This is a genomic window from Streptomyces sp. NPDC036813, from assembly GCF_055609245.1.
In genome coordinates this window covers 104,877-129,312 of record NZ_JBVJPV010000023.1, presented here as the reverse complement: position 1 = coordinate 129,312, position 24,436 = coordinate 104,877, and the positions used below count along the sequence as shown (strand labels likewise).

General features: G+C 73.6%; 21 protein-coding genes and 2 pseudogenes. 9 read left to right on the top strand and 14 right to left on the bottom strand.

Features of this window, described 5'->3' with window-relative positions; translation table 11 throughout:
- The 3 genes and pseudogenes from ACZ67Q_RS35615 to ACZ67Q_RS35605 form a co-directional block, all read right to left on the bottom strand.
- Positions 1-251, bottom strand: a pseudogene (locus ACZ67Q_RS35615) (RICIN domain-containing protein); the annotation flags it as partial.
- On the bottom strand, positions 194-1,006 hold the full coding sequence (locus tag ACZ67Q_RS35610; RefSeq protein ID WP_471190654.1) for a class II fructose-bisphosphate aldolase: 813 nt from the start codon (positions 1,004-1,006) through the stop codon (positions 194-196). The pseudogene ACZ67Q_RS35615 and the gene ACZ67Q_RS35610, both read right to left, overlap by 58 nt.
- A 34-nt stretch (positions 1,007-1,040) precedes the next feature.
- A complete protein-coding gene (locus ACZ67Q_RS35605) occupies positions 1,041-2,879 on the bottom strand; it encodes a glycoside hydrolase family 35 protein (RefSeq protein WP_471190652.1) in 1,839 nt (612 codons plus the stop codon).
- Between the two features lie 146 nt (positions 2,880-3,025).
- Here ACZ67Q_RS35605 and ACZ67Q_RS35600 point away from each other — a divergent pair, with 146 nt between their 5' ends.
- Positions 3,026-4,060, top strand: a complete 1,035-nt coding sequence (locus tag ACZ67Q_RS35600) for a LacI family DNA-binding transcriptional regulator (protein ID WP_471190650.1) — start codon at positions 3,026-3,028, stop codon at positions 4,058-4,060.
- A gap of 267 nt (positions 4,061-4,327) precedes the next feature.
- Here ACZ67Q_RS35600 and ACZ67Q_RS35595 read toward each other — a convergent pair whose 3' ends face one another.
- On the bottom strand, positions 4,328-5,908 hold the full coding sequence (locus ACZ67Q_RS35595) for an adenosine deaminase family protein (protein WP_471190648.1): 1,581 nt from the start codon (positions 5,906-5,908) through the stop codon (positions 4,328-4,330).
- Positions 5,909-6,052: 144 nt separating this feature from the next.
- Positions 6,053-7,411 (bottom strand): hypothetical protein, encoded by a 1,359-nt coding sequence (locus ACZ67Q_RS35590; protein WP_471190646.1) that lies wholly within the window; start codon positions 7,409-7,411, stop codon positions 6,053-6,055.
- A 113-nt stretch (positions 7,412-7,524) separates the two neighbouring features.
- Between ACZ67Q_RS35590 and ACZ67Q_RS35585 the strand changes: the two genes are divergently transcribed.
- Both ACZ67Q_RS35585 and ACZ67Q_RS35580 read left to right on the top strand, forming a co-directional pair.
- A complete protein-coding gene (locus tag ACZ67Q_RS35585; protein WP_471190644.1) occupies positions 7,525-8,769 on the top strand; it encodes a molybdopterin-dependent oxidoreductase in 1,245 nt (414 codons plus the stop codon).
- Entirely contained in the window at positions 8,769-9,227 is a 459-nt protein-coding gene (locus ACZ67Q_RS35580) for a hypothetical protein (protein WP_471190642.1), read from the top strand. The genes ACZ67Q_RS35585 and ACZ67Q_RS35580 overlap by 1 nt, the downstream gene beginning before the upstream one ends.
- A 1,004-nt stretch (positions 9,228-10,231) precedes the next feature.
- Here the strand turns inward: ACZ67Q_RS35580 and ACZ67Q_RS35575 are convergent.
- From ACZ67Q_RS35575 to ACZ67Q_RS35565, 3 genes and pseudogenes are all read right to left on the bottom strand, one after another.
- Positions 10,232-10,564, bottom strand: a pseudogene (locus tag ACZ67Q_RS35575) (class I SAM-dependent methyltransferase); the annotation flags it as partial.
- Between the two features lie 20 nt (positions 10,565-10,584).
- On the bottom strand, positions 10,585-11,202 hold the full coding sequence (locus ACZ67Q_RS35570; RefSeq protein WP_471190640.1) for a TIGR04282 family arsenosugar biosynthesis glycosyltransferase: 618 nt from the start codon (positions 11,200-11,202) through the stop codon (positions 10,585-10,587).
- Entirely contained in the window at positions 11,199-11,903 is a 705-nt protein-coding gene (locus ACZ67Q_RS35565) for a glycosyltransferase family 2 protein (protein WP_471190638.1), read from the bottom strand. Before ACZ67Q_RS35565 ends, ACZ67Q_RS35570 begins: the two co-directional genes overlap by 4 nt.
- Before the next feature lie 114 nt (positions 11,904-12,017).
- Here ACZ67Q_RS35565 and ACZ67Q_RS35560 point away from each other — a divergent pair, with 114 nt between their 5' ends.
- Entirely contained in the window at positions 12,018-12,761 is a 744-nt protein-coding gene (locus ACZ67Q_RS35560; RefSeq protein WP_471190636.1) for a response regulator transcription factor, read from the top strand.
- 1 nt (position 12,762) lies between these two features.
- The gene (locus tag ACZ67Q_RS35555; protein WP_471190634.1) at positions 12,763-13,875 is read left to right on the top strand and encodes a sensor histidine kinase; all 1,113 of its coding nucleotides are present in this window, start codon (positions 12,763-12,765) and stop codon (positions 13,873-13,875) included.
- A 271-nt stretch (positions 13,876-14,146) separates the two neighbouring features.
- On the opposite strand, the gene ACZ67Q_RS35550 is transcribed toward ACZ67Q_RS35555, so the two are convergent.
- From ACZ67Q_RS35550 to ACZ67Q_RS35535, 4 genes are all read right to left on the bottom strand, one after another.
- Positions 14,147-15,136, bottom strand: coding sequence for an NAD-dependent epimerase/dehydratase family protein (locus ACZ67Q_RS35550; RefSeq protein WP_471190632.1), 990 nt, complete (start codon positions 15,134-15,136; stop codon positions 14,147-14,149).
- Positions 15,137-15,262: 126 nt separating this feature from the next.
- Positions 15,263-15,640: a hypothetical protein gene (locus tag ACZ67Q_RS35545; protein ID WP_471190630.1), complete on the bottom strand. Its 378-nt coding sequence runs from the start codon at positions 15,638-15,640 to the stop codon at positions 15,263-15,265.
- Between the two features lie 81 nt (positions 15,641-15,721).
- A complete protein-coding gene (locus ACZ67Q_RS35540; protein ID WP_471190628.1) occupies positions 15,722-16,591 on the bottom strand; it encodes a ribonuclease BN in 870 nt (289 codons plus the stop codon).
- Positions 16,592-16,722: 131 nt separating this feature from the next.
- Positions 16,723-17,700, bottom strand: coding sequence for an ATP-grasp domain-containing protein (locus ACZ67Q_RS35535; protein WP_471190626.1), 978 nt, complete (start codon positions 17,698-17,700; stop codon positions 16,723-16,725).
- Positions 17,701-18,212: 512 nt separating this feature from the next.
- Between ACZ67Q_RS35535 and ACZ67Q_RS35530 the strand changes: the two genes are divergently transcribed.
- The 3 genes from ACZ67Q_RS35530 (at position 18,213) to ACZ67Q_RS35520 (ending at position 20,209) form a co-directional block, all read left to right on the top strand.
- On the top strand, positions 18,213-18,731 hold the full coding sequence (locus tag ACZ67Q_RS35530) for a hypothetical protein (protein ID WP_471190624.1): 519 nt from the start codon (positions 18,213-18,215) through the stop codon (positions 18,729-18,731).
- Between the two features lie 124 nt (positions 18,732-18,855).
- Positions 18,856-19,530 carry a class F sortase gene (locus ACZ67Q_RS35525; protein WP_471190622.1) on the top strand — a complete coding sequence of 225 codons (675 nt, stop codon included), beginning with the start codon at positions 18,856-18,858 and terminating at the stop codon, positions 19,528-19,530.
- A 37-nt stretch (positions 19,531-19,567) separates the two neighbouring features.
- Positions 19,568-20,209 (top strand): carbonic anhydrase, encoded by a 642-nt coding sequence (locus ACZ67Q_RS35520; RefSeq protein ID WP_471190620.1) that lies wholly within the window; start codon positions 19,568-19,570, stop codon positions 20,207-20,209.
- 114 nt (positions 20,210-20,323) lie between these two features.
- Here the strand turns inward: ACZ67Q_RS35520 and ACZ67Q_RS35515 are convergent, their stop codons facing one another.
- Both ACZ67Q_RS35515 and ACZ67Q_RS35510 read right to left on the bottom strand, forming a co-directional pair.
- Positions 20,324-20,863 carry a potassium channel family protein gene (locus ACZ67Q_RS35515; protein WP_471190618.1) on the bottom strand — a complete coding sequence of 180 codons (540 nt, stop codon included), beginning with the start codon at positions 20,861-20,863 and terminating at the stop codon, positions 20,324-20,326.
- The gene (locus tag ACZ67Q_RS35510) at positions 20,860-22,161 is read right to left on the bottom strand and encodes a chloride channel protein (RefSeq protein ID WP_471190665.1); all 1,302 of its coding nucleotides are present in this window, start codon (positions 22,159-22,161) and stop codon (positions 20,860-20,862) included. The genes ACZ67Q_RS35515 and ACZ67Q_RS35510 overlap by 4 nt, the downstream gene beginning before the upstream one ends.
- Positions 22,162-22,474: 313 nt before the next feature.
- Between ACZ67Q_RS35510 and htpG the strand changes: the two genes are divergently transcribed.
- A complete protein-coding gene (htpG, locus tag ACZ67Q_RS35505) occupies positions 22,475-24,376 on the top strand; it encodes a molecular chaperone HtpG (protein ID WP_471190616.1) in 1,902 nt (633 codons plus the stop codon).
- The last annotated feature ends 60 nt before the right edge of the window (positions 24,377-24,436 follow it).

Here is a 24,436-nt window from a genome sequence, read left to right as displayed (position 1 = left end):
GTGAAGAAGGTCCACTGCCGGCTGTCGCCCGCGCCGTACAGGGCGTGGGACTGCTGGTAGTAGAAGGTGCCGTCCTTGTCGAGGTACGGCGCGGCGGGGGTGTCGTCGGGGTTGGTCCAGGAGCCCTTCGCGCCGACGGTCACCGTGTAGACGGGGTCCGACGCATGGGCGGTGCCGGTGGTCAGGGCGCAGGTCAGGCCGAGGGCCGCGGCGACGGCCGTGCCGATGCCTCTTCGTCGAGGAGTTGACACAGGTGCTCCTTACTCGGTGGGGGAGTGAGATGAGCGTCGAGAGCGGTGAGACTGCGGGCGACGGTGGCCGCCATCGCGCGCCGGCCGGCGGCGAGGTAGGTCCGCGGGTCCGCATGCGCGTCCCGGGCGAGCCGGTCGTGCAGGGCCCGGGTGAGGGAGGCGTCGAGGTCCGGGCCGAGCACCAGCTTGGCCAGGCCGGCAGCCACCGGCGGCCGGTGGGGGGCGCGCAGGACCAACGGGATGTCCAGGGCCGTGGTGAGGAGCACGGGGTCGGTGACGACGAGCGCATCGACCCCGGTGGCGTACACATAGGCCCTGACCGCCTCCGGATCGGCCGGCCCGGCCCACTCGCCCTCCGCCCACAGCCCCTGCTCGTGGGCCCACCGGACGACTTCCCGGGTGGTGGCCACGTTCCGCGCCCAGGGCAGCAGCCCCGCGTCGTACAGCACCGAGCTGAACCGGCCGTGCGCGACCTGGGCGAGCAGCGCCGTACTGCGCACCCGGTCCAGGTGGAGCGCCACCGGCACGGCGGCGAGTTCGGCGAGTTCGGCCACCGCCCGGGCCAGCGGCAGCAGCCGGCCCGCGTGGTGCCGTACGGCGTCCGGGCCGAACTGCACGATCACCGGTGAGCGGACGGCCTCGGCCCCCTCCACGACGGCCTGCGCCTGGTCCAGGGTGAGCACGGGGAACGCGGCGACGACACGGTGCCGGGCGGCTGCTTCGGTGAGCAGCGCACCGGCGGCTGCCAGGGGCATGGGGTCCTCCGGGGGACGCGGAACCAGGGGGTGTTCAGTCGAAGGTCTCGATGTACTCCTCGGCCGGGCCGAGGTCCGGCCGGTCCTCCAGGGCGATGTGCCCACCGAGGTGTTCGAGTTCCAGGACCGTCAGGGTGTTCTCACCGGGCCGCAGCATCGGCCCCGGGACGTAGTAGGTGGTCTGCGGACCGATGTCCCAATACCGCCCGAGCAGCGTGTCGTTGACCCAGACGAACCCCTTGCCGAACCCGGGCAGACGGACAAAGGTGTCGGCGGGCTCGGCGACGTCGAGGGTCGCGGTGGCGAATCCCGCCCGGCCGTCGGCCGGCGCCGCCGCCGTGGCGGCCGCCAGCTCACGCGCCGTCCACTGGTCCAACGGCAGCCGGTACATGGTCCAGCCGTGCACCAGTCGGCGCTCCACCCGCATCCCGCCCAGGATCCCCTTGCCCTGGCCGAGCAGCGGCCCGTAGTTGACACGCCCCTGGTTCTCCACGAGCAGCCCGAGCCGGACCCGCTTCCCGGCCCCGTCGACCGTGAACGAGGCGGCCTCCGAGTCGAGTACGGCCACGGGTGCGCCGTCGACGAACACCTGGGCCCGGTCGTGCAGTGCGGTCACCGTCACCTCGTGACGGCCCTCGGGCAACAGTGGCTCGGCTTCGTACAGCACCAGACCGGCGGACTGACCGAGCTGTTCGAAGCTGAGCGGTGCCGGGGCACGCACCGGCTCACCCGTCGCGCGCAACGCGTCCAGCAGCGCGGCGCCGTGCGTCACAGCAAGCGAGCGGGGCTCGAGCACCGGCGGATCGGAGGGCAGCGGCGGCAGGTCGGTACCGCGCACGGCGGCCAGCAGCTCCCGCAGCGCGAAGAACTTCTCGGTGAGCGCCCCGTGTTCGGCGATCGGCGCGTCCGAGTCGTAACTCGTGACGGTCGGCTGCAATCGCTCGCCGTCGTGGTTGGCGCCCGCCCACAGACCGAAGTTGGTGCCGCCGTGCGCCATGTACAGGCTGACCGAGCCACCCGCGTCGAGGATGCCGCCGACGTCCTCGGCGGCGCTGTGGGCCGAACGCACGTGGTGCTTCTCGCCCCAGTGGTCGAACCAGCCGTTCCAGAACTCCGCGCACACGAACGGCTCGCCGGGCCGGCGTGCCCGCAGCAGCGCCGCCGCCTGCTCGGGCCGCGAACCGAACGTCGCCGCCGCCAGCTCCCCGGGCACACTGCCCCCGTCCTGCATCAGCGCGGTCGGGCCGTCGGCGGTGTAGAGCAGCTCGGTGATCCCCCGCTCGACCAGCGCGTCGCGCACCCAGCGCACATAGGCCGCGTCGTCGCCGTAACTGCCGTACTCGTTCTCGATCTGCACCGCGACGACGGGCCCGCCGCGACCGGCCTGCAACTCCGCGATGCGCGGCACGACGTGATCGAACCAGCGGCTCACCGCCTCGAGGAACGACGCCTCGGAGGTCCGCAGCTGCACACCGGGCGTGCCGGTCAGCCAGGCGGGCAGCCCACCGTTGTCCCACTCGGCGCAGATGTACGGCCCGGGGCGCACGATCGCGTCCAGCCCCCGCTCCTGCGCCAGCCGCAGGAAGCGGCCCACGTCCCGCCACCCGTCGAAGCGGACGTAACCCGGCGCGCGCTCGTGGAAGTTCCACGGCACATACGTGTCCACGGTGTTCAGCCCGAGCGCCGCGAGCCGGTCCAGCCGGTCCGCCCACTGCCCGGGGTGGACCCGGAAGTAGTGCAACGAACCGGCGAGCAGACGGTGCGGCCGCCCGGCCCGCAGCAGCGTGCCGTCGGCATACGTAAGAAGGGGACGTGTTGTTATCGATATCCCCCCGTGCCACGAAACCGCGCCACCCACAACGGACCGCTCCATAACGCCACCCCTAAACGCGCCGACGGCCGCCACTATGGCAGAGAATGTTATCGATGCCAACAGCGGTTACCGCCTCCTGTCCGGCCCCCCGCCGACCCCGCGATGTGGGCGATATCATCGAGCTCACCGACCCGGGGAAGAGGCACATGGCGAATCGGACTGCCGGCGCGGAACGGCCGCCCGCGATGGCGGACGTGGCCCGGCTCGCGGGGGTCTCCGCGCAGACCGTCTCCCGCGTGCTCTCCGGGCACCCGAACGTCCAGGAGAAGACCCGCACCAAGGTCCTGGCCGCCGTGGAACAGCTCGGCTACCGCCGCAACAACGCCGCCCGCGCCCTCTCCTCCGGCCGCAGCCGCACGATCGGCGTGGTGACCCTCCAGACCACCTTCTACTCCCGCGCCGCCGTCACCTCGGGCATCGAGAGCGCGGCCCGCGAGGCCGGCTACGCGGTCAGCACGGCGACGACGCCCTCCCTCGACACCGCCGCCATCGAGGACGCCCTGTCCCGCCTGGCCGACCAGGACGTCGAGGGCGTGATCCTGTCCGTGCCGCTCACCCACACCAGCCCGCGGATCGAACAGCTCACCCGCTCCGTCCCCACCATCACCATCGACGGCTCCCGCACCGCCGCCACCGAGGTGGTCGCCGTCGACCAGACCCTGGCCGCCCGCCTCGCCACCCGCCACCTCCTCGACCTCGGCCACGACACGGTCTGGCACATCGCGGGCCCCGAGGAGTGGCTGGAAGCGGCGGCCCGCCGGGACGGCTGGCGCGCCACTCTGGAGGAAGCCGGCCGACCGGTACCGCCCCCGCTGGAGGGCGACTGGTCACCCGCGTCCGGCTACCGCAACGGACTGATCCTCGGCCGCATCCCCGACGTCACGGCGGTCTTCGTCGCCAGCGACGAGATGGCGTTCGGCGTGATCCGGGCCCTGCACGAACTGGGCCGCCGGGTGCCCGACGACATCTCCGTGGTCGGCGTCGACGACATCGAACTCGCCGAATACTGCTCGCCCTCCCTGACCACGGTGGCCCAGCCGTTCACCCGGATGGGAGCCCTGGCGGTGACCCACCTCCTACGGCACATCGAGGACCCCCACGCCCACGCGGAACCGGCGCTGGTGGAACCCCGCCTGCTGGTCCGCGCCAGCACGACCCGCAGCCGCGGCGCCGACTCCTAGCGGACACCAGGCGCGACCCGAGCCACGACGCACTGCCAGGGGCCGCCGCAGGCGCAAAGGGGCGCGGGGAACGGGGCGAGCAACCACAACGAAACCCGCCGGGGCCGCCGCAGCCGAAGGGACAACGCACCGTGAGGGGCCGCCGCAGGCAAAACACCACAACGCACCGCAACGGGCGGAAGCCACCACACGCCGAGGGGCCGCCGCAGGCAAAGGGCGAGCACCCGCACCTCACCCGCACCCGAACAACGGCCCCCGAGCGGAGCGTCACCGCATCAGACCCACAGTCCGCTCAAACCCCCGGAACGCAACCTCCTGCCGCCACTCCACAGCAGCCTTCGGGCTCGAGTCGAGCAGCCGCCGGCACGCGCCCCCCGGCACGTCACGCCCGGCCTCGATCCCCCGGCACGCGGCAACCGGCGCATAGCCACCCCGCGTCGGGTTGCCCCGCCACAGACTTTCCCCCGGCAGGAACGCGTACTCCAGCGACGCCCGGGCGAGATCCTTCAGCTCGGGATACGACAGCCCGTACGTCTCCGCGGCGTACTGGTACTCGTGCGTGATGTCGATCCGGCTCACTCCGGGATCATCGGTGGCCAGCACCACCGGCACGCCGAAGGCCCGGTACGTGGCGAAGGGGTGATCGTCCCCCCTCACCCCGAGGATCTGCGCGTTGCTGCTGAACGGCACCTCCACGGCGACCTCGCGGTCCGCCATGGTCCGTGCCGTACGCTGCCAGTCGTCCTCGTGGACCAGGTCCACGCCGTGTCCGATCCGCTCGGCTCCCGCGACGTTCACCGCCTGGGCGATGTGGAACTTCAGGTCGGCCGGCTTGACGAGCCCGGGCCACAACTCGCCGGCATGCAGCGTGACATGGGCCTTCGGATAGACGCCCCGCAGGTACTGCACCATCCGCATCTGCAGGCTGTAGTCGCGCAGTGAGCTGTCCCAGTCCTCCGGCTGCACGAGATTGACCGCGACGAACCGCGGGTCCCGCTCCGCCAGCCGCATTCCGAGGGCCAGCTGCGTGAACACCCGCTCCGGCGCACTGCCCCGCGACACCTGCGAGATCCATCGCACCTGAAGCCCGCACCCCGGCCGGGCCTGCCGCGTGCCGCAGTGCGAGGTGGCACGGAACTCGGCGTCGGAGTCGTCGGCCTCCTTGCGGGCCTCGGTCACCAGCGCGTCGAGCTTCCCGCCGGCCGTCAACTTGCCGTGCAGCCGGGCCAGGTCGGCGTCCCACCCGACCGCGTTCGCCAGCTTCTTCGCGCTGTCGGAGGCGGGCGAGACCATGGTCTCCAGATAGAACTGGTTGTCGCGTACGACGGTGTCGGCGACCTCGGACAACAGCTTGCCGCGATGCCGCCAGGTCACCTCGCCGAACTTGCCGAAGGTGTCGAAGAAGTGGTCGTGGCCGTTGCCGTCGGGCGGGAAGTCCTGCATGGACCACTCCCGCACCAGCGTGTCGTGGAAGGCGCGGTCGGTGCGCGCGTCGGCGGCCGGCCGGGTGCCGGGTCCGCACGGCGGGGCCACCGCGGTCGTCGTCGCCGTGTCGATGCACAGGCCGTCCTCGGCGGCCAGCTCGATCAGGTACTCGGTCGTCACCGCACCCGAGAGGTGGTTGTGCAGGTCGCCACCCTTGGGCATGGCCTCGAAGAAGCGGCGCAGCAGGCGTGGGTCTTCGCGCACGGCGTGCAGATAGGCGTCGGTGGTGCGCTCGGAGGGCGTGGCCGGCCGGGGCGCGGCCGCGGCGGCGTGCGCGGGCGGCACGGGCAGCAGACTCAGCACGCCGAGCGCGGCGGTGACCAGCAGCCCGCGGCGGCGGGGGAGTGGGGAGGTGTACGTCACCGCACCATGATCATCACGCGGGGACGTGTTGCCCCGACAGCGCACCGGACGATCACTCGCGGAGGTGACCTGGGTCAACCGTCGCTGACGCGAGGATCCGGCGGCCGTGCGCAGCGCGACGCAGCAGACGCTTCGGACCCGTCCTCACCAGCCTGTCCACAGCAGGTGGTTGAGCAGGAGGGCGAGCAGCGCCTGCGCGGCGAGCCAGGCCCGTGGCCGGGTCAGGAGCGCGCCCGCCGGCAACAGCCACACCGCGAACGGCAGCCAGATGCGCTCCGTCTCCGCCTTGCTCATACCGGACAGGTCGGCGACGAGAAGCACGAGCAGGGCCGCGCACACGAGCACCGTCAGACGCAGTCGCGGCGAGGGATCGGCGCGGGCCGACGCGCGGCGCAGCGCCCCGCGCTCGTCGACCAGCACAGCGCCCGCCCGCCGCAGCCCCGCCACGGTCGCCGCCCCGACCACCAGAACGGTGCAGGCCAGGTTCGCCCACACCCAGTAGCCGTACGGGCGCACACCTCCGGCGCCCTGGTAATAGCGCTCGACCAGCAGCCGGTACGCCTCCCACCAGTCGAAGCCGGCGAGAGCGAACAGCGTCGGCACGACCGCGAAACCGGCGAGCAGGAAGGGAGCCCCGCGCAGCAGCACACGGACCGGCGGCCGCGCGATCAGCACCACCGCCGCCCCGACCAGCGCCATCAGTGTGAGGCCGTACGACAGGTAGCAGGTCAGCCCGAACAGCAGCCCCGACCCCGAGGCCGCCGCCCTGGACCGCCGGGTCACCGCCACCGCGAGCAGCGCCACCGACCAGGCGGCGACGGCGGCGAAGTACGCGTCGGGGGACGTGCCCATCCACACGGCCGCCGGGGCGAGCACCATGAACGGCGCCGCCCGCCGCGCCGTCTCCTCCCCGGCCAGCAGGCGCACCGCGACCAGCACGGCCACGCAGGCCGTGGAACCGAGCGTGATGCACCAGGCCCCGGCCCAGCCGCCGCCGCGCAGACCGGCCCGGTCCAGCAGCACGAAGGTGAGCGTCGCGGCCGGCGGATGCCCGGCCACATGAGCGGGCCAGTTGTCGGGGGAGTGCAGCAGGATGTGGTGGGTGAAGTCGCGCAGGGCGGCCGGGATGTCGTGGAAACGGTCGACGGCCCGGAGGTACTCGTAGCGGGTGGTGAGCCGGCCGACGACACCCCGTTGCCAGCCGTCGACCAGGGCCAGCGACCAGATCCAGGCCAGCGCCGAGCCCCAGACCGAGGCGAGCAGCGCCCGCCAGGGAAGCCGGGCCGCCGCCACCGGGCCGTACCCCACGACCAGGGCCGCCACCGCCAGGGCGGCCGGGGTGCCCGGGCCGGTGTGCGGACCCCAGAACCCCACGAGCGGCGGCCAGTCGACGAACAGCGTGCGCGGGAAGTCCGGGATGTGGCGGCCGACGAGCACCGCTGCCGACACCAGCAGGGCGGCGGCGACGACGGCGTACAGGTCGCGCAGGAGGGCTCGGTTCACACCGGCACGCTAGGGGGAACGGCACTCCCGTCGGTGCCGTGACGGCACGACGTCAGCATTTCGTCATGGGTCGCAGCGCCGCCACCGCACCGATCGCGGCCTACGGTCGGCACATGCGCGACCAACGGCTTCCCACCTCGCCCGGTTTCTGGCGCAGCCCGCTGCGCGGGCCGTGGTTCACCTCGGTGCTCGGACTGGTGCTGCTCGTCGGCATCACCGTGCTGTTCGTGACCGGACTCGTGTCCTACGCCGCCTACAACCCGGGTTTGTCCCCGGTGAACGACAAGACGCCCGGCAAGGGCCTGCTCGGCTTCTACCTCTTCGCCTGGCCGACGAACCCGGTCTGGCTGTACCGGCTCACCCAGGGCGTGCACGTCACGCTCGGCCTCACGCTGATCCCCGTACTGCTGGCCAAGCTGTGGTCGGTGGTGCCCAAGCTGTTCGCCCTGCCGCCCGCCCGGTCCCTTGCGCACGCGCTGGAACGCGTCTCCTTGCTGCTGCTGGTCGGCGGAGCGCTGTTCGAGTTCACCACCGGCGTGCTCAACGTCCAGCTCGACTATGTCTTCCCCGGCTCGTTCTACCCGCTGCACTTCTACGGGGCCTGGGTCTTCTTCGCCGCGTTCGTCCTGCACGCGGCGCTGCGGGTGCCCGCGGCGGTGCGCAACGTACGGCGGCGGGGACGGACCCAGCCGCCGGAGGCGAGAGGCGCGGACCTCGTCTCCCCGCGGCCGGACGTGCCGAGCGTGTCCCGCCGCGGCGCGCTGTGGCTGGTCGGGGGCGGTTCGCTGCTGCTGTTCGCCACCAGCGCCGGCCGCAGCTTCGACGGGCCGCTGCGGCGCACGGCCCTGCTCGCCCCGCACGGCTGGGCGGATCCGGGTGGCGGGCCCGGCGGCTTCCAGATCAACAAGACCGCCGCGTACGCCGGCATCCGTGCGGCGGAGACCGGCGAGGAGGCGTGGCGGCTGGCCGTCACCGGCCGCACCGGAACCGTCCGCCTCACCCGCGGCCAGCTGCTGAGGCTGCCGCAGTACAGCGCCGCCCTGCCGATCGCATGCGTGGAGGGCTGGTCGACCTCGGACCAGTGGTGGCGCGGGGTGCGGCTGCGTGACCTCGCCGCGCTCGTCGGTCACGACGACTCCGCCGACGTGCTCGTCGAGTCGCTCCAGCGGCACGGCGCCTTCCGCCGGGCCGCGCTGAGCGCCGACCAGGTCGCCGACGGTCGCAGTCTGCTCGCCCTGTCCGTCAACGGCGAACCCCTCACCCTGGACCACGGTTATCCGGCCCGGGTGATCGTTCCCGCGGCGCCCGGTGTGCTGAACACCAAGTGGGTGGCCCGGCTGACCTTCGGAGCCCTGTGATGCGCCACCGGATCCCCCTCGGAAGCCCGCTCCAACTGCTGCTGCTCGCCTGTTCGTTCGCGCTCGCCGGGTACGCCGGGGTGCGGCTGCTGGGCGGCGACTGGCTCGGCGTCGCACTGTGGTTCGTCGGCGCGGCGCTGCTGCACGACCTGGTGCTGCTGCCGCTGTACGCCGCCGTGGACCGCGCCCTGCTGCGGGCGTGCGGCGCGGTCGGCGGCCGCGCGTGGACGCCGTACGTACGCGTGCCCGCTGCGCTCTCCGGCCTCCTGCTCCTCGTGTGGTTTCCCCTGATCACCGGCCAGGTGGCCGACAGCTACGAACGGGTCGCCGGGCTGTCGGCGGACGGCTTCGCGGCCCGCTGGCTGCTGATCAGCGCCGCCCTCTTCGGCGGTTCCGCGGTGCTGCTGGTGTGGCGGCTGCGCAGGGCGACGAAGCACCGGCCGCCCGCCGTCCACTGACCGGCTGCGCGCCAGCCCGCGCGCCGGGCGCGACGCACCAGCGCGGGTGTGCCGATGCGGGCCCACGGAAACGGGCTGCCGACCGTACCGCCCGCGCCGGTGAGACGGACCGTGACCCGTTCGTCGACGTCGACCGGCGCGGTCTCGACGAGTGCCAGGCCGCCGGGCGCGAGCACACGGGCCAGCCGGCCGAGCAGGGCCGACGGATCGCCGCCGATGCCGATGTTGCCGTCCAGCAGCAGCGCGGTGCCCCAGCGTCCCTCGTCGGGCAGCGGCGCGAACACGGACCGGCACAGAACGGAAGCCGGCACGGCCGACGAGGCCCGAACCTCCCCGGACTGCGCCGCCCAGCCCCCACCGGCCGGCCGCAAGCGGGCCGAGCCGACAGACAGTGCGCAGGCTCCGCCGGGCGGTGACGCGCACGCTTCGGTGGGTGGCGACCCGCAAGCGCCGCCGGACGGTGGCACGCACGCTTCGCGGGGCGGCAGTGCGCAGGCCCCGCCGGGCGGTGACGCGCACGCTTCGGTGGGTGGCGACCCGCAAGCGCCGCCGGACGGTGAGGCCCAGCCCTCACCGGGCGGCAGTGCGCAGGCCCCGCCGGACGGTGACGCGCACGCTTCGGTGGGCGGCGACCCGCAAGCGCCGCCGGATTGTGACGCGCACGCTTCGCCGGGCGGCAGTGCGTAAGCTCCGCCGGGCGGCTGCACGCAGGCTTCGCCGGATGGCCACGCGCAGGCTCCGCCGGACGGCGACGCGCAGGCTCCGCCGGGTCGGGGCGTGCGGGACTCGTCCTCCGGCCGCCGGAAGGACTCGCCCGGCGGCGGCGCACAGGCTCCCGTCTGGGGCACTGCACAGGCTTCCGCGTGGGGCACCGCACAGGCTCCCGTGTGCGGGCATGCGCAGAGCCCCGCGTGCGCGGATGCGCAGAGCCCGGGGTGCGGGCATGCGCAGGACTCCTCGCGCGGGGACGTGGCGGCAGCCGCGAGTCGTACCGGGCGCAGCCGTCGCCGGGTGTGGGCGAGAGCCGCTTCGCTGACGTCGAGGCCCAGCACCGGCCGTCCCCGTTCCGCGAGCGCGGCGACCAGCCGGCCCGGCCCGCACCCGACGTCGAGGACAGCACCCTCGCACCGGTCCAGGACCTCCAGGTCCACCGCGTCGGCGTCGGCACACCACCGCTCCACCTCCAGCGGCAGCAGCCACCCGTCGGCCCGCCGCAGGAACAGCGGCCCGCGCCCGGCACGCAGCGCCCCGGCGTAGGGCTCGTCCCCGGCCCACGCGGGCACACCGCGTACGGTGCGCTCGCCGGCCGCAGGCCGGTGCCGGGCTACGGCCGGCAGCGCGGCCTCGTCCGTGGCGCTCACCGGTCCGAGCCCGTGGTGAGCCGGGACAGTCGCGCGGCGAAGCTGCCGTCGGGGGCCTCGGCGGCGACCGCCGCCGCGTCGTCGGCCGTGTCCACGTCGCGCAGCCGGGGCAGGTCACGCACGCGCAGCCCGGCCGCGAGCAGCCGCTGCCGCTGCACGGCTCCTGTCACCTGGGTCGACATGGGCACGCCCCGTACCAGCCGGGGATCGGGCGCGGCCAGGCCGAGGGCCCAGAAGCCGCCGTCCTCGGCCGGGCCGAACCACGCATCGCAGTCGCCGAAGTCCACGTCGAGCAGGCCCGGTGTCACCTGCGGGGTGTCCATGCCGATGAGCAGCGCCGGGCCGTCGCAGCCGGCGAAGGCGTCGGCGAGCCGCTCGTCCAGCTCGCCGCCGCACTGCCGTACGACATCGAAGCCGGGCGGCAGCCACGGACCCGGGCGGCCCTCCAGGACGAGGACACGCCGGGCCGCGGGCGTCGCCGCGACCGCGGTCAGGGTGTCCGTGAGCGCGGCCTCGGCGAGCGCGGCCGCCTGGCACGGCGTGAACGGCGGTGTGAGCCGCGTCTTGACGCGGCCGGGCCGGGGTTCCTTGGCGATGACGACCAGCGTGGTCACCGGGACCCCCCGTCCGCGGCCGGCTCGGCCAGGGCCCGGCTCATGTCCCGTACCGCCTGCCAGGTGCCGCGCCAGGTACCGGTCACCTTCGAGGCCCCGGTGCGCGGCACGTACGGCACGTCGTGCTCGATGATGCGCCAGCCGGCGTCGGCGGCCCGCACGACCATCTGCAGGGGGTAGCCGCTGCGCCGGTCCGTCAGACCGAGGGTGAGCAGCGGCTCGCGGCGGGCGGCCCGCAGCGGGCCGAGGTCGTGCAAGCGCAGTCCGGTGCGGCGGCGCAGCAGCCGGGCCAGGGCGATGTTCCCGGCGCGGGCGTGCGCCGGCCATGCGCCGCGGCCCCGCGGGCGGCGCCGGCCGAGGACCAGATCGGCGGCGCCGGAGCGGATCTCGTCGACGAACGGCACCAACAGGCCCGGGTCGAGCGAGCCGTCGCAGTCGCAGAAACAGACGATCTCGGCGCTCGCCGCGGTCAGCCCCGCGTGGCAGGCGGCGCCGAACCCGCGGCGCGGCTCGCGCACGACGGTGGCGCCGAGGTCACGGGCCAGCTCCGAAGAGCCGTCGGTGGAGCCGTTGTCCACGACGAGCGCCCGCCAGCCGGGCGGGATGCGGGCCAGCACCCAGGGGAGTGCCTCGGCCTCGTCGAGGCAGGGCAGGATCACGTCGACGCCGCAGGGGGCGGGAGAGGTCGTCACGGCACTCACCCTACGGACGCAAAACCGGCATTCCGGGCCGTGCCTCCTTACGAAACACGGACATCGGACCGGCGGAACGCTCCGTGCGCACCACCGGGGCGGGCGCGGTGCGAGGCTGGACCCATGCAGCAGCCGCACCCCTTCGCGCAGCCCGTGGCCGACGGCCCGGCGGCGCCCCGCGCCCGGGTCCTGGTCGTCGACGACGATCCCACCGTCGCCGAGGTCGTCGCCGGCTACCTGACCCGCGCCGGCTGTGCCGTGGACCGCGCGGCGGACGGTCCCGGCGCGCTGGAACGCGCCGCCCGCAACCGCCCCGACCTGGTCGTCCTCGACCTGATGCTGCCCGGCATGGACGGCCTGGAGGTGTGCCGCCGGATCCGGGAACGCGGCCCCGTCCCGGTGATCATGCTCACCGCCCGCGGCGACGAGGACGACCGCGTGCTCGGCCTGGAGGTCGGCGCCGACGACTACGTCACCAAGCCGTTCAGCCCCCGCGAACTGGTGCTGCGGGTGCAGTCGGTGCTGCGCCGCACCCGCCCCGGACCGGCGGCGGGTCCGCTCGCCGCCGCCGGGCTCACCGTCGACCCGGCCGCCCGCCGCGCCACCCGCGACGGAGCGGAACTCGCCCTCACCCTGCGCGAGTTCGACCTGCTCGCCTTCTTCCTGCAGCACCCCGGCCGCGCCTGCAGCCGCGAGGACCTCATGCGCGAGGTGTGGGGATGGGACTTCGGCGACCTGTCCACCGTCACCGTCCATGTGCGGCGGCTGCGCGCCAAGGTCGAGGACGATCCGGCCCGGCCGCGCCTGATCCAGACCGTGTGGGGTGTCGGCTACCGCTTCGACCCCGCCGGGAGCGAGGAGGGCTGACGTGTCCGACACCCTGCTGATCGCTCTCTACGCCTTCTGCGGTGCCGCCGCCACCGGCCTGGTGGGCGCGGGCGTCCTGCGACTGATCCGCCGGCGTTCCCTCATCGCCTCGCTGACCGTGGTCGCGGCGGTGGCCGTCGGCGCGATGCTGGCCGGCACCCTGGCGGTGGCCCAGGCGATGTTCCTGTCCGCACACGACCTCAGCGTCGTCACCACCGTCGTCGCGATGGCGGCCGTCGTCTCCCTGGCGACCGCGTTGCTGCTGGGCCGCTGGGTGGTCGCCCGCAGCCGGGAACTCGCCCTGGCCGCCCGCTCCTTCGGCGACGCCGGCTCCTTCGCCGCGCCCGACGGCCCGACGACGGCCGAACTGGACGAGCTGAGCCGGGAGCTCGCGGCCACCAGCGCCCGGCTCGCCGAGTCCCGCGAGCGCGAGCGCGCCCTGGAGTCCTCCCGCCGCGAGCTCGTCGCGTGGATCTCGCACGACCTGCGCACCCCGCTGGCCGGCCTGCGGGCCATGGCGGAGGCACTGGAGGACGGGGTGGCCGCCGACCCCGACCGCTATCTGCGGCAGATCCGCACCGAGGTGGAACGGCTCAACGACATGGTCGGCGACCTCTTCGAACTGTCCCGCATCCATGCCGGCACCCTCGCCCTGACCCGCTCCCGGATCTCCCTGTACGACCTGGTCGGCGACGCCCTCGCCGGGGCCGGCCCGTTGGCCCGCGAGCACGGTGTGCGCCTGGTCGGCGATCGCGTGGAGCCGGTCCCGGTGGAGGTCGACGGCAAGGAGATGAGCCGCGTCCTGGGCAACCTGCTGATCAACGCGATCCGCCGCACCCCGGCCGACGGCACGGTCGCGGTGACCGCCGAACGCGCCCCGCACGGGGTGGTGCTGTCGGTGACGGACGGCTGCGGAGGCATCCCCGAGGAGGACCTGCCCAGGGTGTTCGACACCGGCTGGCGCGGCTCCGACGCGCGCACCCCGCCGGCCGGCGCGGGCCTGGGCCTGGCGATCGTCCGCGGCATCGTCGAGGCCCACCAGGGCCGGGCCGCCGTCCGCAACGTCGTGGGCGGCTGCCGCTTCGAGGTCGTCCTGCCGGCCGCCGAGGCCTGACGGCCCGCACCACCGTCCCCGAAGCCCCGGGCCCGTAGCTGCCGAGTCCTGACGGCTCGCACCGGCGTCCCCGGAGCTCGGGCCCGCAGGCGCCGAGGCCTGACGGCTCGCACCGCCGCCCCCGGAGCCCCGGGCCCGTAGCTGCCGAGTCCTGACGGCTCACGCCGCCGCCCCCTCGCCCCCGAGCCCCGGGCCCGTAGGTGCCGAGACCTGACGGCGCGCGCCGCCGCCCCGGAGCCCCGGCCCGCAGGACGCGTCTCCGGCGGCGGGCTCACGCCCCGGCGGCGAACTCCCGCATCCCCGCCTCGAACCCCACCCGGGGCCGCCAGCCCAGCTCGGCCCCCAGCCGGGCGGAGTCCGCCGTGATGTGCCGGACGTCGCCCAGCCGGTACTCGCCCGTCACCACCGGCTGCGGCCCGCCGTGGGCCGCAGCGAGCGCACGCGCCAGCTCGCCCACGGTGCGCGGTTCGCCACTGCCGGTGTTGTACGCGGTCAGCGCGCCCTCGGCCGAACCGGCCTCCAGCGCCGCCACATTGGCCGCGGCCACGTCCCGTACGTGCACGAAGTCCCGTCGCTGGCACCCGTCCTCGAACACCCGAGGTGCCTCGCCCCGGGCGAGCGCGGAGCGGAAGAACGACGCCACCCCCGCGTACGGGGTGTTGCGCGGCATCCGCGGACCGTAGACGTTGTGGTAGCGCAGCGACACCGCCCCGCCACCCGTGGACCGCGCCCAGGCGGCTGCCAGGTGCTCCTGGGCGAGCTTGGTCGACGCGTAGACGTTGCGCGGGTCGGCCGGGGCGTCCTCGCCGACCAGCCCGGGCTCCAGGCCGCCGCCGCACACCGGGCACCTCGGCTCGAACCGTCCCGCCGCGAGGTCGGCGACGGCTCGTGGCCCGGGCCGGACCGTGCCGTGCGCCGCACAGGTGTACCGCCCCTCCCCGTAGACCACCATCGACCCGGCCAGCACCAGGCGCCGCACCCCGGCCCGGGCCATCGCCGCGAGCAGGACGGCGGTACCCAGGTCGTTGTGCGAGACGTAGTCCGGGGCATCCGCGAACCCGGTGCCCAGACCGACCTTCGCGGCCTGGTGACATACGGCGTCGACGCCTGCCAGTGCCCGCCCCACCGCCGTGGCGTCGCGTACGTCCGCGGCCGGGTCCGTGCGTACGTCGAACGCGACCGCTTGATGGCCGCGCTCGGTCAGTGCCTCGACGACATGGGACCCGATGAACCCGGCGCTGCCGGTGACCAGTACACGCATGGGCGCAGGCTAGGCCCGCGGCGGGTACGCCGTCGGTTCCCCGTCCGGCACGTCACAGCTTCGTAAGGGGTGGATCAGCCGTCGTCCCCGAGGCGCCGTCGGAGTAGCGGACGTCCCCGAGGCGGATCAGCCGTCGGAGTAGCGGACGTCCCCGATGGTCCAGGCGGTCACGTCCCCGATGGCGACGCGGTACATGCCGCCGCTCTCGGGGATGCCGGTGGTGCCCTGGATGATCCGGGCCAGATGGAAGTGCAGGTGCGTGGGGGGCTTCGGATCGTCGGAGACGTCCGCCTCCTGGTGCCCCGCGGTGAAGATGCCGGCGAACAGGCCGAGCTGATCGGAGTCCCGCAGCACTTCGGCGACCCGCTGGCGCCAGACCTTCTCCGGGGCGAGCCGTCCGGTGATCACGGCTCCGTCCACGACCACGGTCAGCGACATCTGGTTGCTGTGTCCGGCTTCCACGTGCGCGGCGATCTCGACCAGCAGCTTGTCAGGGTGCGACATGGAGCGACTCTATCCAATGTCCGCTCGGGCCCGGATCCGGGGCACGGTCATTCCCCCGGGCCCTTCGCGGCCCGGCCGTTGTCAGGTGCGGCGCGGGGGCCCGGGGTCCGGGCCCGGGGGCTGCGGTGCCGGGCCTCGCAAGCGGGTGCTCGAGCCGGGGGGACCCGCGTCGCGGTCCCACAGGTGGTGGACGTACAGCCAGTGGCCGAACATCGCGCCGCCGTAGACGACGAAGCCCACCCCGATCAGCCAGGACTCCACTACGAGGACGATGCCGACCGTGCCGTAGCTGATCGCGTTGTCGACGATCAGCGGGGTGAAGACCAGGTAGGAGAAGCCTCTCAGGCCGACCAGGCCCACCATCGTGGCGACCGAGCCCGGCAGCAGGTGCAGCCAGCGCACCTGACCGCCGAGCAGGAAGTACTGCCCCCACCAGAAGAACACGATGCCCGTCGCCGACGACAGGGCGATCCGCTCCGGCCCGCTGAGGGCGGCGTGGGTCTGCACCTCCTGGTACAGGTACACGGTGAGGGCGACCAGCCACGCCGCCTGCCGCCAGATCTTGTGCCAGGGCCCCGGCGGCAGGTCCCAGATCCGCTCGTAGCCGTTCTGCACGCTGCCTGCGAAGGACACACCGAACACGGCCAGCGCGATACCACCCCACACACTGGTGGCGTTGACCACGTTGCTCGGCGGGGTGCTGATGTCCGTGAGGATCCTCGCGGAGCGGCCCGACAGCCCCATGCCGTCGGCGAGCCAAGCGGAGAAGCCCCCACGCTCCAGGGGATCCGCAGCGGCCACGACGATCAGCAGCGGAGCCAGCGTCACGAGGGCCAGGGTGGCGAACCCCATGGCCCGGTGCATCAGCTCCAGCTCCCTGCCGCGCCGCAGGAGGTGGTGGTCCTTGACCCAGCTCACTCCCTGCTGGAGCACGCGCAGACTTCTGTTCACGGGGTGCTCTTCCGTCGGCTCGCGACGCACACACAGCGTTCATCCCAGCCTACTTGTCCTGCCCGCCCGGGCCAGTCGCCGACGAAAGGCCGATCGGATGATCCCCGAAGCCCGCGCGTACGAGTCCCGCCTCACCCCTCGGACGCCGCCCCCGCCGGCGCCCGGCCGCCCGGACGCGGCCCGAGGACGGCCTCCAGATGCGCCCGCACGTACGGCACCGCCACCGTCGGCAGTTCCCCGTCCACGAAGGCCGGCTGGACGTTGACCTCGAAGACGACGCCGCCCTGCTCCGCGGCCAGGTCCACCCCGGCGAACGGCAGCCCCGTCGACGCGGTCGCGGCGACCGCCAGTTCCGCCAGCCGCGGCGGCAGGTCCGCCGGCGCGATCGGCACCGGTGTCGCGCCCTGGCAGGTGTTGCACGGCGTGTCGAGCGCCGGCTGAAGATGCTCACGGGCGTGCACGACACGGCCGTGCAGCACGAAGACGCGGAACTGATGGCGCCGCCCGTCGGCCGTGAAGTTCCCGGCGTCCCGGGACAGCAGCCAGTCCGTGCCCCGCTCGGCGTAGAAATCCGCCGCCCGCTCCAGCTGCGCGACGTCGGAGACGTGAAAGGTGTCGTTGCCGCCCGTGCCGACCACCGGGCGGGCCCACGCGTCTCGCCCCAGCTTGTCGAAGGCGGCCACGGCCTCCGGCCGGGACGGCCGGGAGAGTACCGCGGTCTCCATGTGGGCCACCCCGTCCCGTGCGAAATGCGCGATCGTGCGGTCCTTCTCCGTCGCCGCCCGCCACGCCTGCGGCGTGCCCGCCAGCGGCGCCACCCCGGAGCGCGCCAACACCCGCTGGAACACGGCCAGTTCCCGCCGCCGCTGGGGCGGGATCTCGTACAGCACGACCACGTCGGGCAGCACGTCCACGCCCTCGTCCGGCACCCGCAGCCGTAACCGCCCGCCCTCCGGTACGGCGCGTCCCGCGCCGCCGACCGTGAAGTACCGGGAGTCCAGGCGCAGCGGGGGAGCGCCGGTGAGCAGCTCGACGGCCCGGGCCAGGTACTCCCGGCAGCCCTCCGGCGAAGTGGGATCGGCGATCAGGGCGACACAGGGTCGGGACACAGCGGCCTCCAGCGGCATACGAAGCGCCCAGGGCGGCCGTACCCGCACGGCGGCGTGGCCCGGGGCGGGCTACGGGATGGTGTGCCGTTCACATGGGCGATCGCCGGCGCCCCTCGCGCCCCGTCCGCCCCCGGGTGGAGGGCGGATGCGGACGGCGACCGGGGCGGGAGCCGGTGACCGGGGGCGTCACACTGTAGGCGCCCCGTCGCGGCCCCTGCCAGGGCGCACACCCGGCGGCAGCGCTGCCGCCCCTGCACCGGCCGCGCCGCCGCCCGCCCGGCACTCTCCTTGACAGCCGGTCCGCTTCCGCCCCCGCCCTGTCCACGCGCCCGGACCGGCGTGCGGAGGGCGTCCAGGAGGGGCCGGATGCCGCCGTAGGGGTGGGGTCGTAACCCGTGTGAGCGCCCTGAATGGTGCGGCGGCCGGTCTTGGCTGACGGTGGATCACGCCAGGGCCGGGTCTCTCCAGCTGACAAGGCGTCGGCTGCCCGGCCGCGACGGAAGGACTGTCGAATGCGTTCTGCCCGCATCCTGCTCGCCACCGCGACGGCCACCGCGGCTCTCGCCATCGCCGCACCCGCCTATGCAGAGGGGTCCGGTGGCTGGGACCACGACGACTCCTCCTACAGCAAGGAGCACGACAATTCCTACGGCAAGGAGCACGACAAGGACAGCAGCCACGGCAAGCCCCACGGCGGAATGCACACGGGTGGCGGAGCGCTGACCCTGCTCTCCAACGACGACTGGGGCAGCAGCCCCCGCGACCCCAAGCAGGACCCGGAGACGTACAAGAAGGACAACGGCGGCTCCGACTGGGGCGGCAAGACCCCCGGCAACGACACTTGGGGCGGCGGCCAGGACAGCGGCTCCTGGAGCGGCGGTGACCACGAGAAGCCGCACGGCGGTATGCACACCGGTGGTGGCGCGCTCGCCACGCAGGGCGTCACGGCCGGCGGACTCGCCGCGGTCGCGGTGGCCGGCACCGGACTGTACGTGCTGCGCCGCAAGAAGGTCGCCGGAAGCGTGGCCTGACCATGCCCGACGACATAGCCGACATAGCCCCACGGGCCGCCGCACGCGCATCCAGCCGGCGGCGGCCCCGCCGCTCCATCCCCCGGTCCTCGCCGCTGCCGTGCCCGAATGAGGTGGTGTTCCGATGGCAGCAACCTCCCCGTCCTCCCCCGAGACAGATCCGCAGCCGCCCAGGCGCGGACCGCGCACGCTCGCGACACTCTTCTGGTCCGCCGTGGCCCTCGTCGCCGCCGTCGGTCTCGCCGGCCACCACGACACCTCCGGCCCCGGCGCCGGGCCCCGGCCGCACGCCGCGCCGGCCGTCGCCGCCACGTCGCCGTCCGCCCCGACCGGCACCGAACGCCGGCTGCCTCGTTCCCGGCCGACCCGGCTGCTGATCCCCGCGATCGCGGTCGACGCGCCCTTCACGGACCTCGCCATCGACGCGAGTGGCCGGCTCCAGCCGCCCCCGGCCGACGACACCAACCTCGTCGGGTGGTACGCCAAGGGCCCCTCGCCCGGTGAACCGGGCACGTCGGTCATCGCCGGGCATGTCGACACCAAGACGTCCGCGGCCGTCTTCGCCCGTCTGTACGAACTGCAGAAGGGCGATCTGATCTACGTCGACCGGGCCGACGGACGCCGCGCCGCCTTCGTCGTCGACAGCGCCGAAACCTTCGACAAGGACGACTTCCCGAGCGACCGCGTCTACGCCGACACCCCGCAGGCCGAGGTGCGCCTGATCACCTGCGCCGGCAGCTACGACCGGTCCGCCCGGGACTACACCCAGAACCTCGTCGTTTTCGGCCACCTGGCCTGACCCGGCGTGGCTCACGACCACCCAGTAACCTGTGGCCATGACTGATGCGCCGACCCTCTCCGCCCGCGAGGCGTTCGATCTGCTCCTCGAGGGCAACCAGCGATTCGTCTCCGGTGCCCCCAGGCACCCCAACCAGGATGCCGCCCGCCGCGCCGAGATCGCTCCGTCCCAGAAGCCGTTCGCCGTCCTCTTCGGCTGCTCGGACTCCCGGCTGGCCGCCGAGATCATCTTCGACCGTGGACTCGGAGACCTGTTCGTGGTCCGCACGGCGGGCCACGTGGTGGGTTCGGAGGTGCTCGGCTCCGTCGAGTTCGGCGTGAGCGTCCTCGACGCCCCGCTGGTCGTCGTCCTCGGCCACGACTCGTGCGGCGCCGTCAGCGCGGCCTGCGCCGCGCTCGAGAACGGCAAGACGCCGGGCGGCTTCGTCCGGGACGTCGTCGAGCGTGTCACCCCCAGCGTGTTCGCGGCCCGCGCGGCCGGGGACACCAGCGTGGAGGCGGCGCTGGACGAGCACATAAAGCGCACCGTGGACCTGCTGCTGGAGCGGTCCCGCGACCTCGCCGAGCGCGTCGAGGCGGGCCAGGCCGCCGTGGTCGGCCTGTGCTACCGGCTGGTCGACGGCAGCGCCCGGATCGTCGCCTCGCGCGGCATCGACGTCGCAGAGCCCGTCACCTCCTGACCCGGGACACCGCCGAACGCACGGACGGGCCGCCCGCACGGGCCGGCCCGTCCGCCGTGCGGGGCAGCGGGGCGATCGTGCCACCGAACCGGTCCGGCTGCGCTCGTCGTGCGCTCACCGGTGTCGGCGGCCGCGTCGGGGACCCGCGCCGACCACCCTGCGGATGTGGCGGGTGAGGGCGGTCGCGGCGGCCGTGAGGAACACGAAGTTGTACAGGATCTGCAGCATGGTCACGATCCGCGCCGCCTGCCCGATCGGCGTGATGTCGCCGTAGCCGACCGTCGCCAGGGTGACCAGCGTGAAGTACAGCGCGTCGACGCGGGTGGTGAGGCCGCTGAACTGGCCGCGGTAGTGGGCCAGGACGAAGTAGGCGGCCGAGAAGACCAGGACGGACATCCCCATCAGCAGCGGGATGACCAGGCCCGGGTGAGCGTCGGGCCGGCCCAGCAGCACGGCGTGGATCTGCCGGAGCATCAGCAGGGCCAGCACGGTCAGGGCGACGATCAGAAGGATCACGGCGAGACCGGTGCGGTCCGGGCCCAGACGGTGCAGCGGCAGGAAGAAGTAGGCCACCAGCATGGCGACCGCCGCCGTCCCCGCGCCGAGCCACAGACGCGGTGACGCGGCCGGGTGCTCGGGTGGCTCACCGTTCACCGGTCGGCGCCCTCGCCCCGGTCGGGCTCCCGGCGCCGCCCGAGGAAACGGCTGGTGACGAAGGCGACGACCGCGCAGATGACGATGAGCGGCATCTGGTCGTGGGCGTCCTTGCCCAGGAGCAGCACGGTCAGTACGGAGCTGGTCAGCGGCAGCCCGGTGACGGCGGTCGTGGCGGCGACGACGCCGAGCGCCAGGGCTGGGGTCACACCGAGGGAGGGCAGCCCGGAACAGGCCATGGCCGTCGCGGCGCCGAGCAGCACGGCGGGGAAGATCGGGCCGCCCCGCATACTGCCGAGGGCGAGGCCGTAGGCGAGCCCCTTGCACAGCACCAGGGCGACCAGAGCGCCGACGGACCAGGCGTGCGGCTGGGCGGCGAGCTGCCCGAGGGTGGCCTGGCCCGAGAGGGCCGCCTCGGCGGGTGACCGGCCGGTGACGAGGGCGTACACCGAGATGGCCCCGCCGACGGCCACGGAACAGGCCACCGTCCGCCGCGCCGTGGCATGCCCCGTGGTCCATCGCTGAGTGCGCTCACCCAGCCCGTGCGCGCAGGTGACGACGACGGCCACGAGCACGGCCGCCGGGACCCCCCACAGGAAGTCCCCCGCGTCCGGACGGACGTCCGGCGGCACGGTCGGCAGCGACAGCGCGCCGATGGACAGGCCCGTCCACTGGCCGAACCCGGTGAACACCAGGGCGCCCGCCGCGCTCGCGGCCAGGCAGGGCAGCAGCAGGACGGCGAGCCGCGGCGCGGTGAGCCCGGCGGCCTCGACGACCATCACGGCGGCGGCGAGCGGCCCGCCGAGGATGGTGGAGATGGCCGCCGTGGAGCCGGCGGTGGCCACCACCGTCGCCGTCCGCTCTTCCGCGTTCCGGTGGACGGCGCGCAGGGCGAGCAGGGCGAGCGCGGAACCCACTGCCATGAGCGGTGCCTCCGGGCCGAGGACCACGCCGAGCGGGAGGGTGAGCAGCGCTGCGAGCACCACGCCCGGCAGTTCGCGCGGGTGCGTCGGCGCACCGCTCAGCCCTTGGGCGGGGTGGTGCCCGCCGCCCCCGGGCAGCCGGGTCACGATCGGGGCGAGGATCAGCCCGGCGAGCGCCAGGGCGGGCAGCGGCCACCACCAGGGGGCGTGCGCGTGGCCGAGGGAGCGGGGGAGTTCCTCCCACACCTGTCGCTGCAGCCAGTGCTGCAGGCTGACGAAGAAGAACGCGGTGAGCGCGATGGGCACCCCCAGCAGCACCGACAACAGCAGGAGCCGCAGATAGGGACGGCTGAGCAGCACGGTGCGCGGCGACAGGCCGCCGTCCGGGGCCGGGGGCCCGGTGTCGTCCTGGAGCGGGCGGTCGGGGGAAGTCCATCGGGTGGGCACGCGGGCGCCTCCGTCGGGTGGTGCCAGGCTGCGACGCGTCGGACGGCCCGGGCTGTGACGCGTGGGTGGGCTTCAGTAGACGATCGCCCCGCGCCCCGCGCACCCCGCGAGGGCGGCGGATGAGCCGCCCGCGTCCGAAAGTCACCCTCCCGGCCTGACCAGGTGTTTTAAAGTGAGAAACACCAGTCACGGCCACCGAAGGTGACCGAAGCCCAAGCCATCAGTGAGGTAATCGCGAACCATGGCGACCGAAACGTTTGAGTTCCAAGTCGAGGCCCGTCAGCTGCTCCAGCTGATGATCCACTCGGTCTACTCGAACAAGGACGTCTTCCTGCGGGAGCTCGTCTCCAACGCCTCCGACGCGCTGGACAAGCTGCGCCTCGCCAAGCTGCGGGACGACACGCTCGACGCGGACGTCTCCGACCCGCACATCGAGATCGAGGTGGACAAGGACGCCCGTACGCTCACCGTGCGGGACAACGGCATCGGCATGTCCTACGACGAGGTCGGGCGGCTCATCGGCACGATCGCCAACTCCGGCACCGCCCAGTTCCTCAAGGAGCTGAAGGAGGCCGAGGAGGAGGGCGGCGCGGAGGGCCTCATCGGCCAGTTCGGTGTCGGCTTCTACTCGGGTTTCATGGTGGCCGACGAGATGACCCTGCTCACCCGGCGGGTCGGCGAGAGCCACGGCACCCGCTGGTCGTCACGCGGCGAGGGCACGTACACCCTGGAGCGCGTCGACGACGCCCCGCAGGGCACCGCCGTCACGCTGCACCTGAAGCCCGCCGACCCCGAGAACCAGCTGCACGACTACACGTCCGAGTGGAAGATCCGGGAGATCGTCAAGCGCTACTCGGACTTCATCACCTGGCCGGTCAAGCTCGTCCAGCCGAAGGGCGACGGCGACGACACGCCCGAGCCCGAGACGCTGAACTCGATGAAGGCGCTGTGGGCGCGTTCACGCGAGGAGGTGTCAGAAGACGAGTACCACGAGCTGTACAAGCACATCAGCCACGACTGGCGCGACCCGCTTCAGACGATCCGGCTCCAGGCCGAGGGCACCTTCGAGTACCAGGCTCTGCTGTTCGTCCCCGCGCACGCCCCGCACGACCTGTTCACCCAGAACCACCGGCGCGGCCTGCAGCTCTACGTCAAGCGCGTGTTCATCATGGACGACTGCGAGGAGCTGCTGCCGCCCTACCTGCGTTTCGTCAAGGGTGTCGTCGACGCGCAGGACCTCTCCCTCAACGTCTCCCGCGAGATCCTCCAGCAGGACCGGCACATCCGCGCCATGCGCAACCGGCTGACGAAGAAGGTCCTCGCCACCGTCAAGGAGATGCGCGAGAAGAACGCCGAGCGCTACGCCGACTTCTGGCGGGAGTTCGGTGCCGTGCTCAAGGAGGGCCTGGTCACCGACGCCGAGAACCGCGACGCGATCCTCGCCGTCGCCTCGTTCGCCTCCACGCGCGGCACCGAGGAGCCGACCACGCTCGCGGCGTACGTGGAGCGGATGAAGGACGGCCAGGAGGACATCTGGTACGTCACCGGCGAGAGCCGGCAGGCCGTGGAGAACTCCCCGCACATGGAGGCCTTCCGCGCCAAGGGCATCGAAGTGCTGCTGCTCACCGACCCCGTCGACGAGGTGTGGGCCGACACCGTGGGCACCTTCGAGGGCAAGCGGCTGCGCTCGGTCGCCAAGGGCGAGATCGACCTCGACGGCGAGGACGAGCGGCAGACCGACGGCGAGAAGGAGAAGAGGGCCGAGAACTACGCCGGTCTGCTCGGCTGGATGAAGGAGCAGCTGGCCGAGGACATCAAGGACGTCCGTCTGTCCTCCCGGCTCACCGTCTCCCCGGCCTGTGTGGTCTCCGACGCCGACGACCTGCCCCCGGCGCTGGAGAACATGTACCGGGCGATGGGCCAGGAGGTGCCCCGCACCAAGCGGATTCTGGAACTGAACCCCGGACACCCGCTGGTCCAGGGCCTGAACCGGGCCTTCCAGGAGGAGCCGGAGGACCGCACCGCGCTCACCGAGACCACCGAGCTGCTGCACACCCTGGCGGTCCTGGCCGAGGGCGGCCAGCCGAAGGACCCGGCCCGCTTCGTGAAGCTGGTCGCGGAGCGGCTGGAGCGATCGCTGTAGCCAACGGGGCCCGTGCTTCCCGGTCTCGGGGCGTTCCCCTTCCGGCCTGCCCGGTGTAAT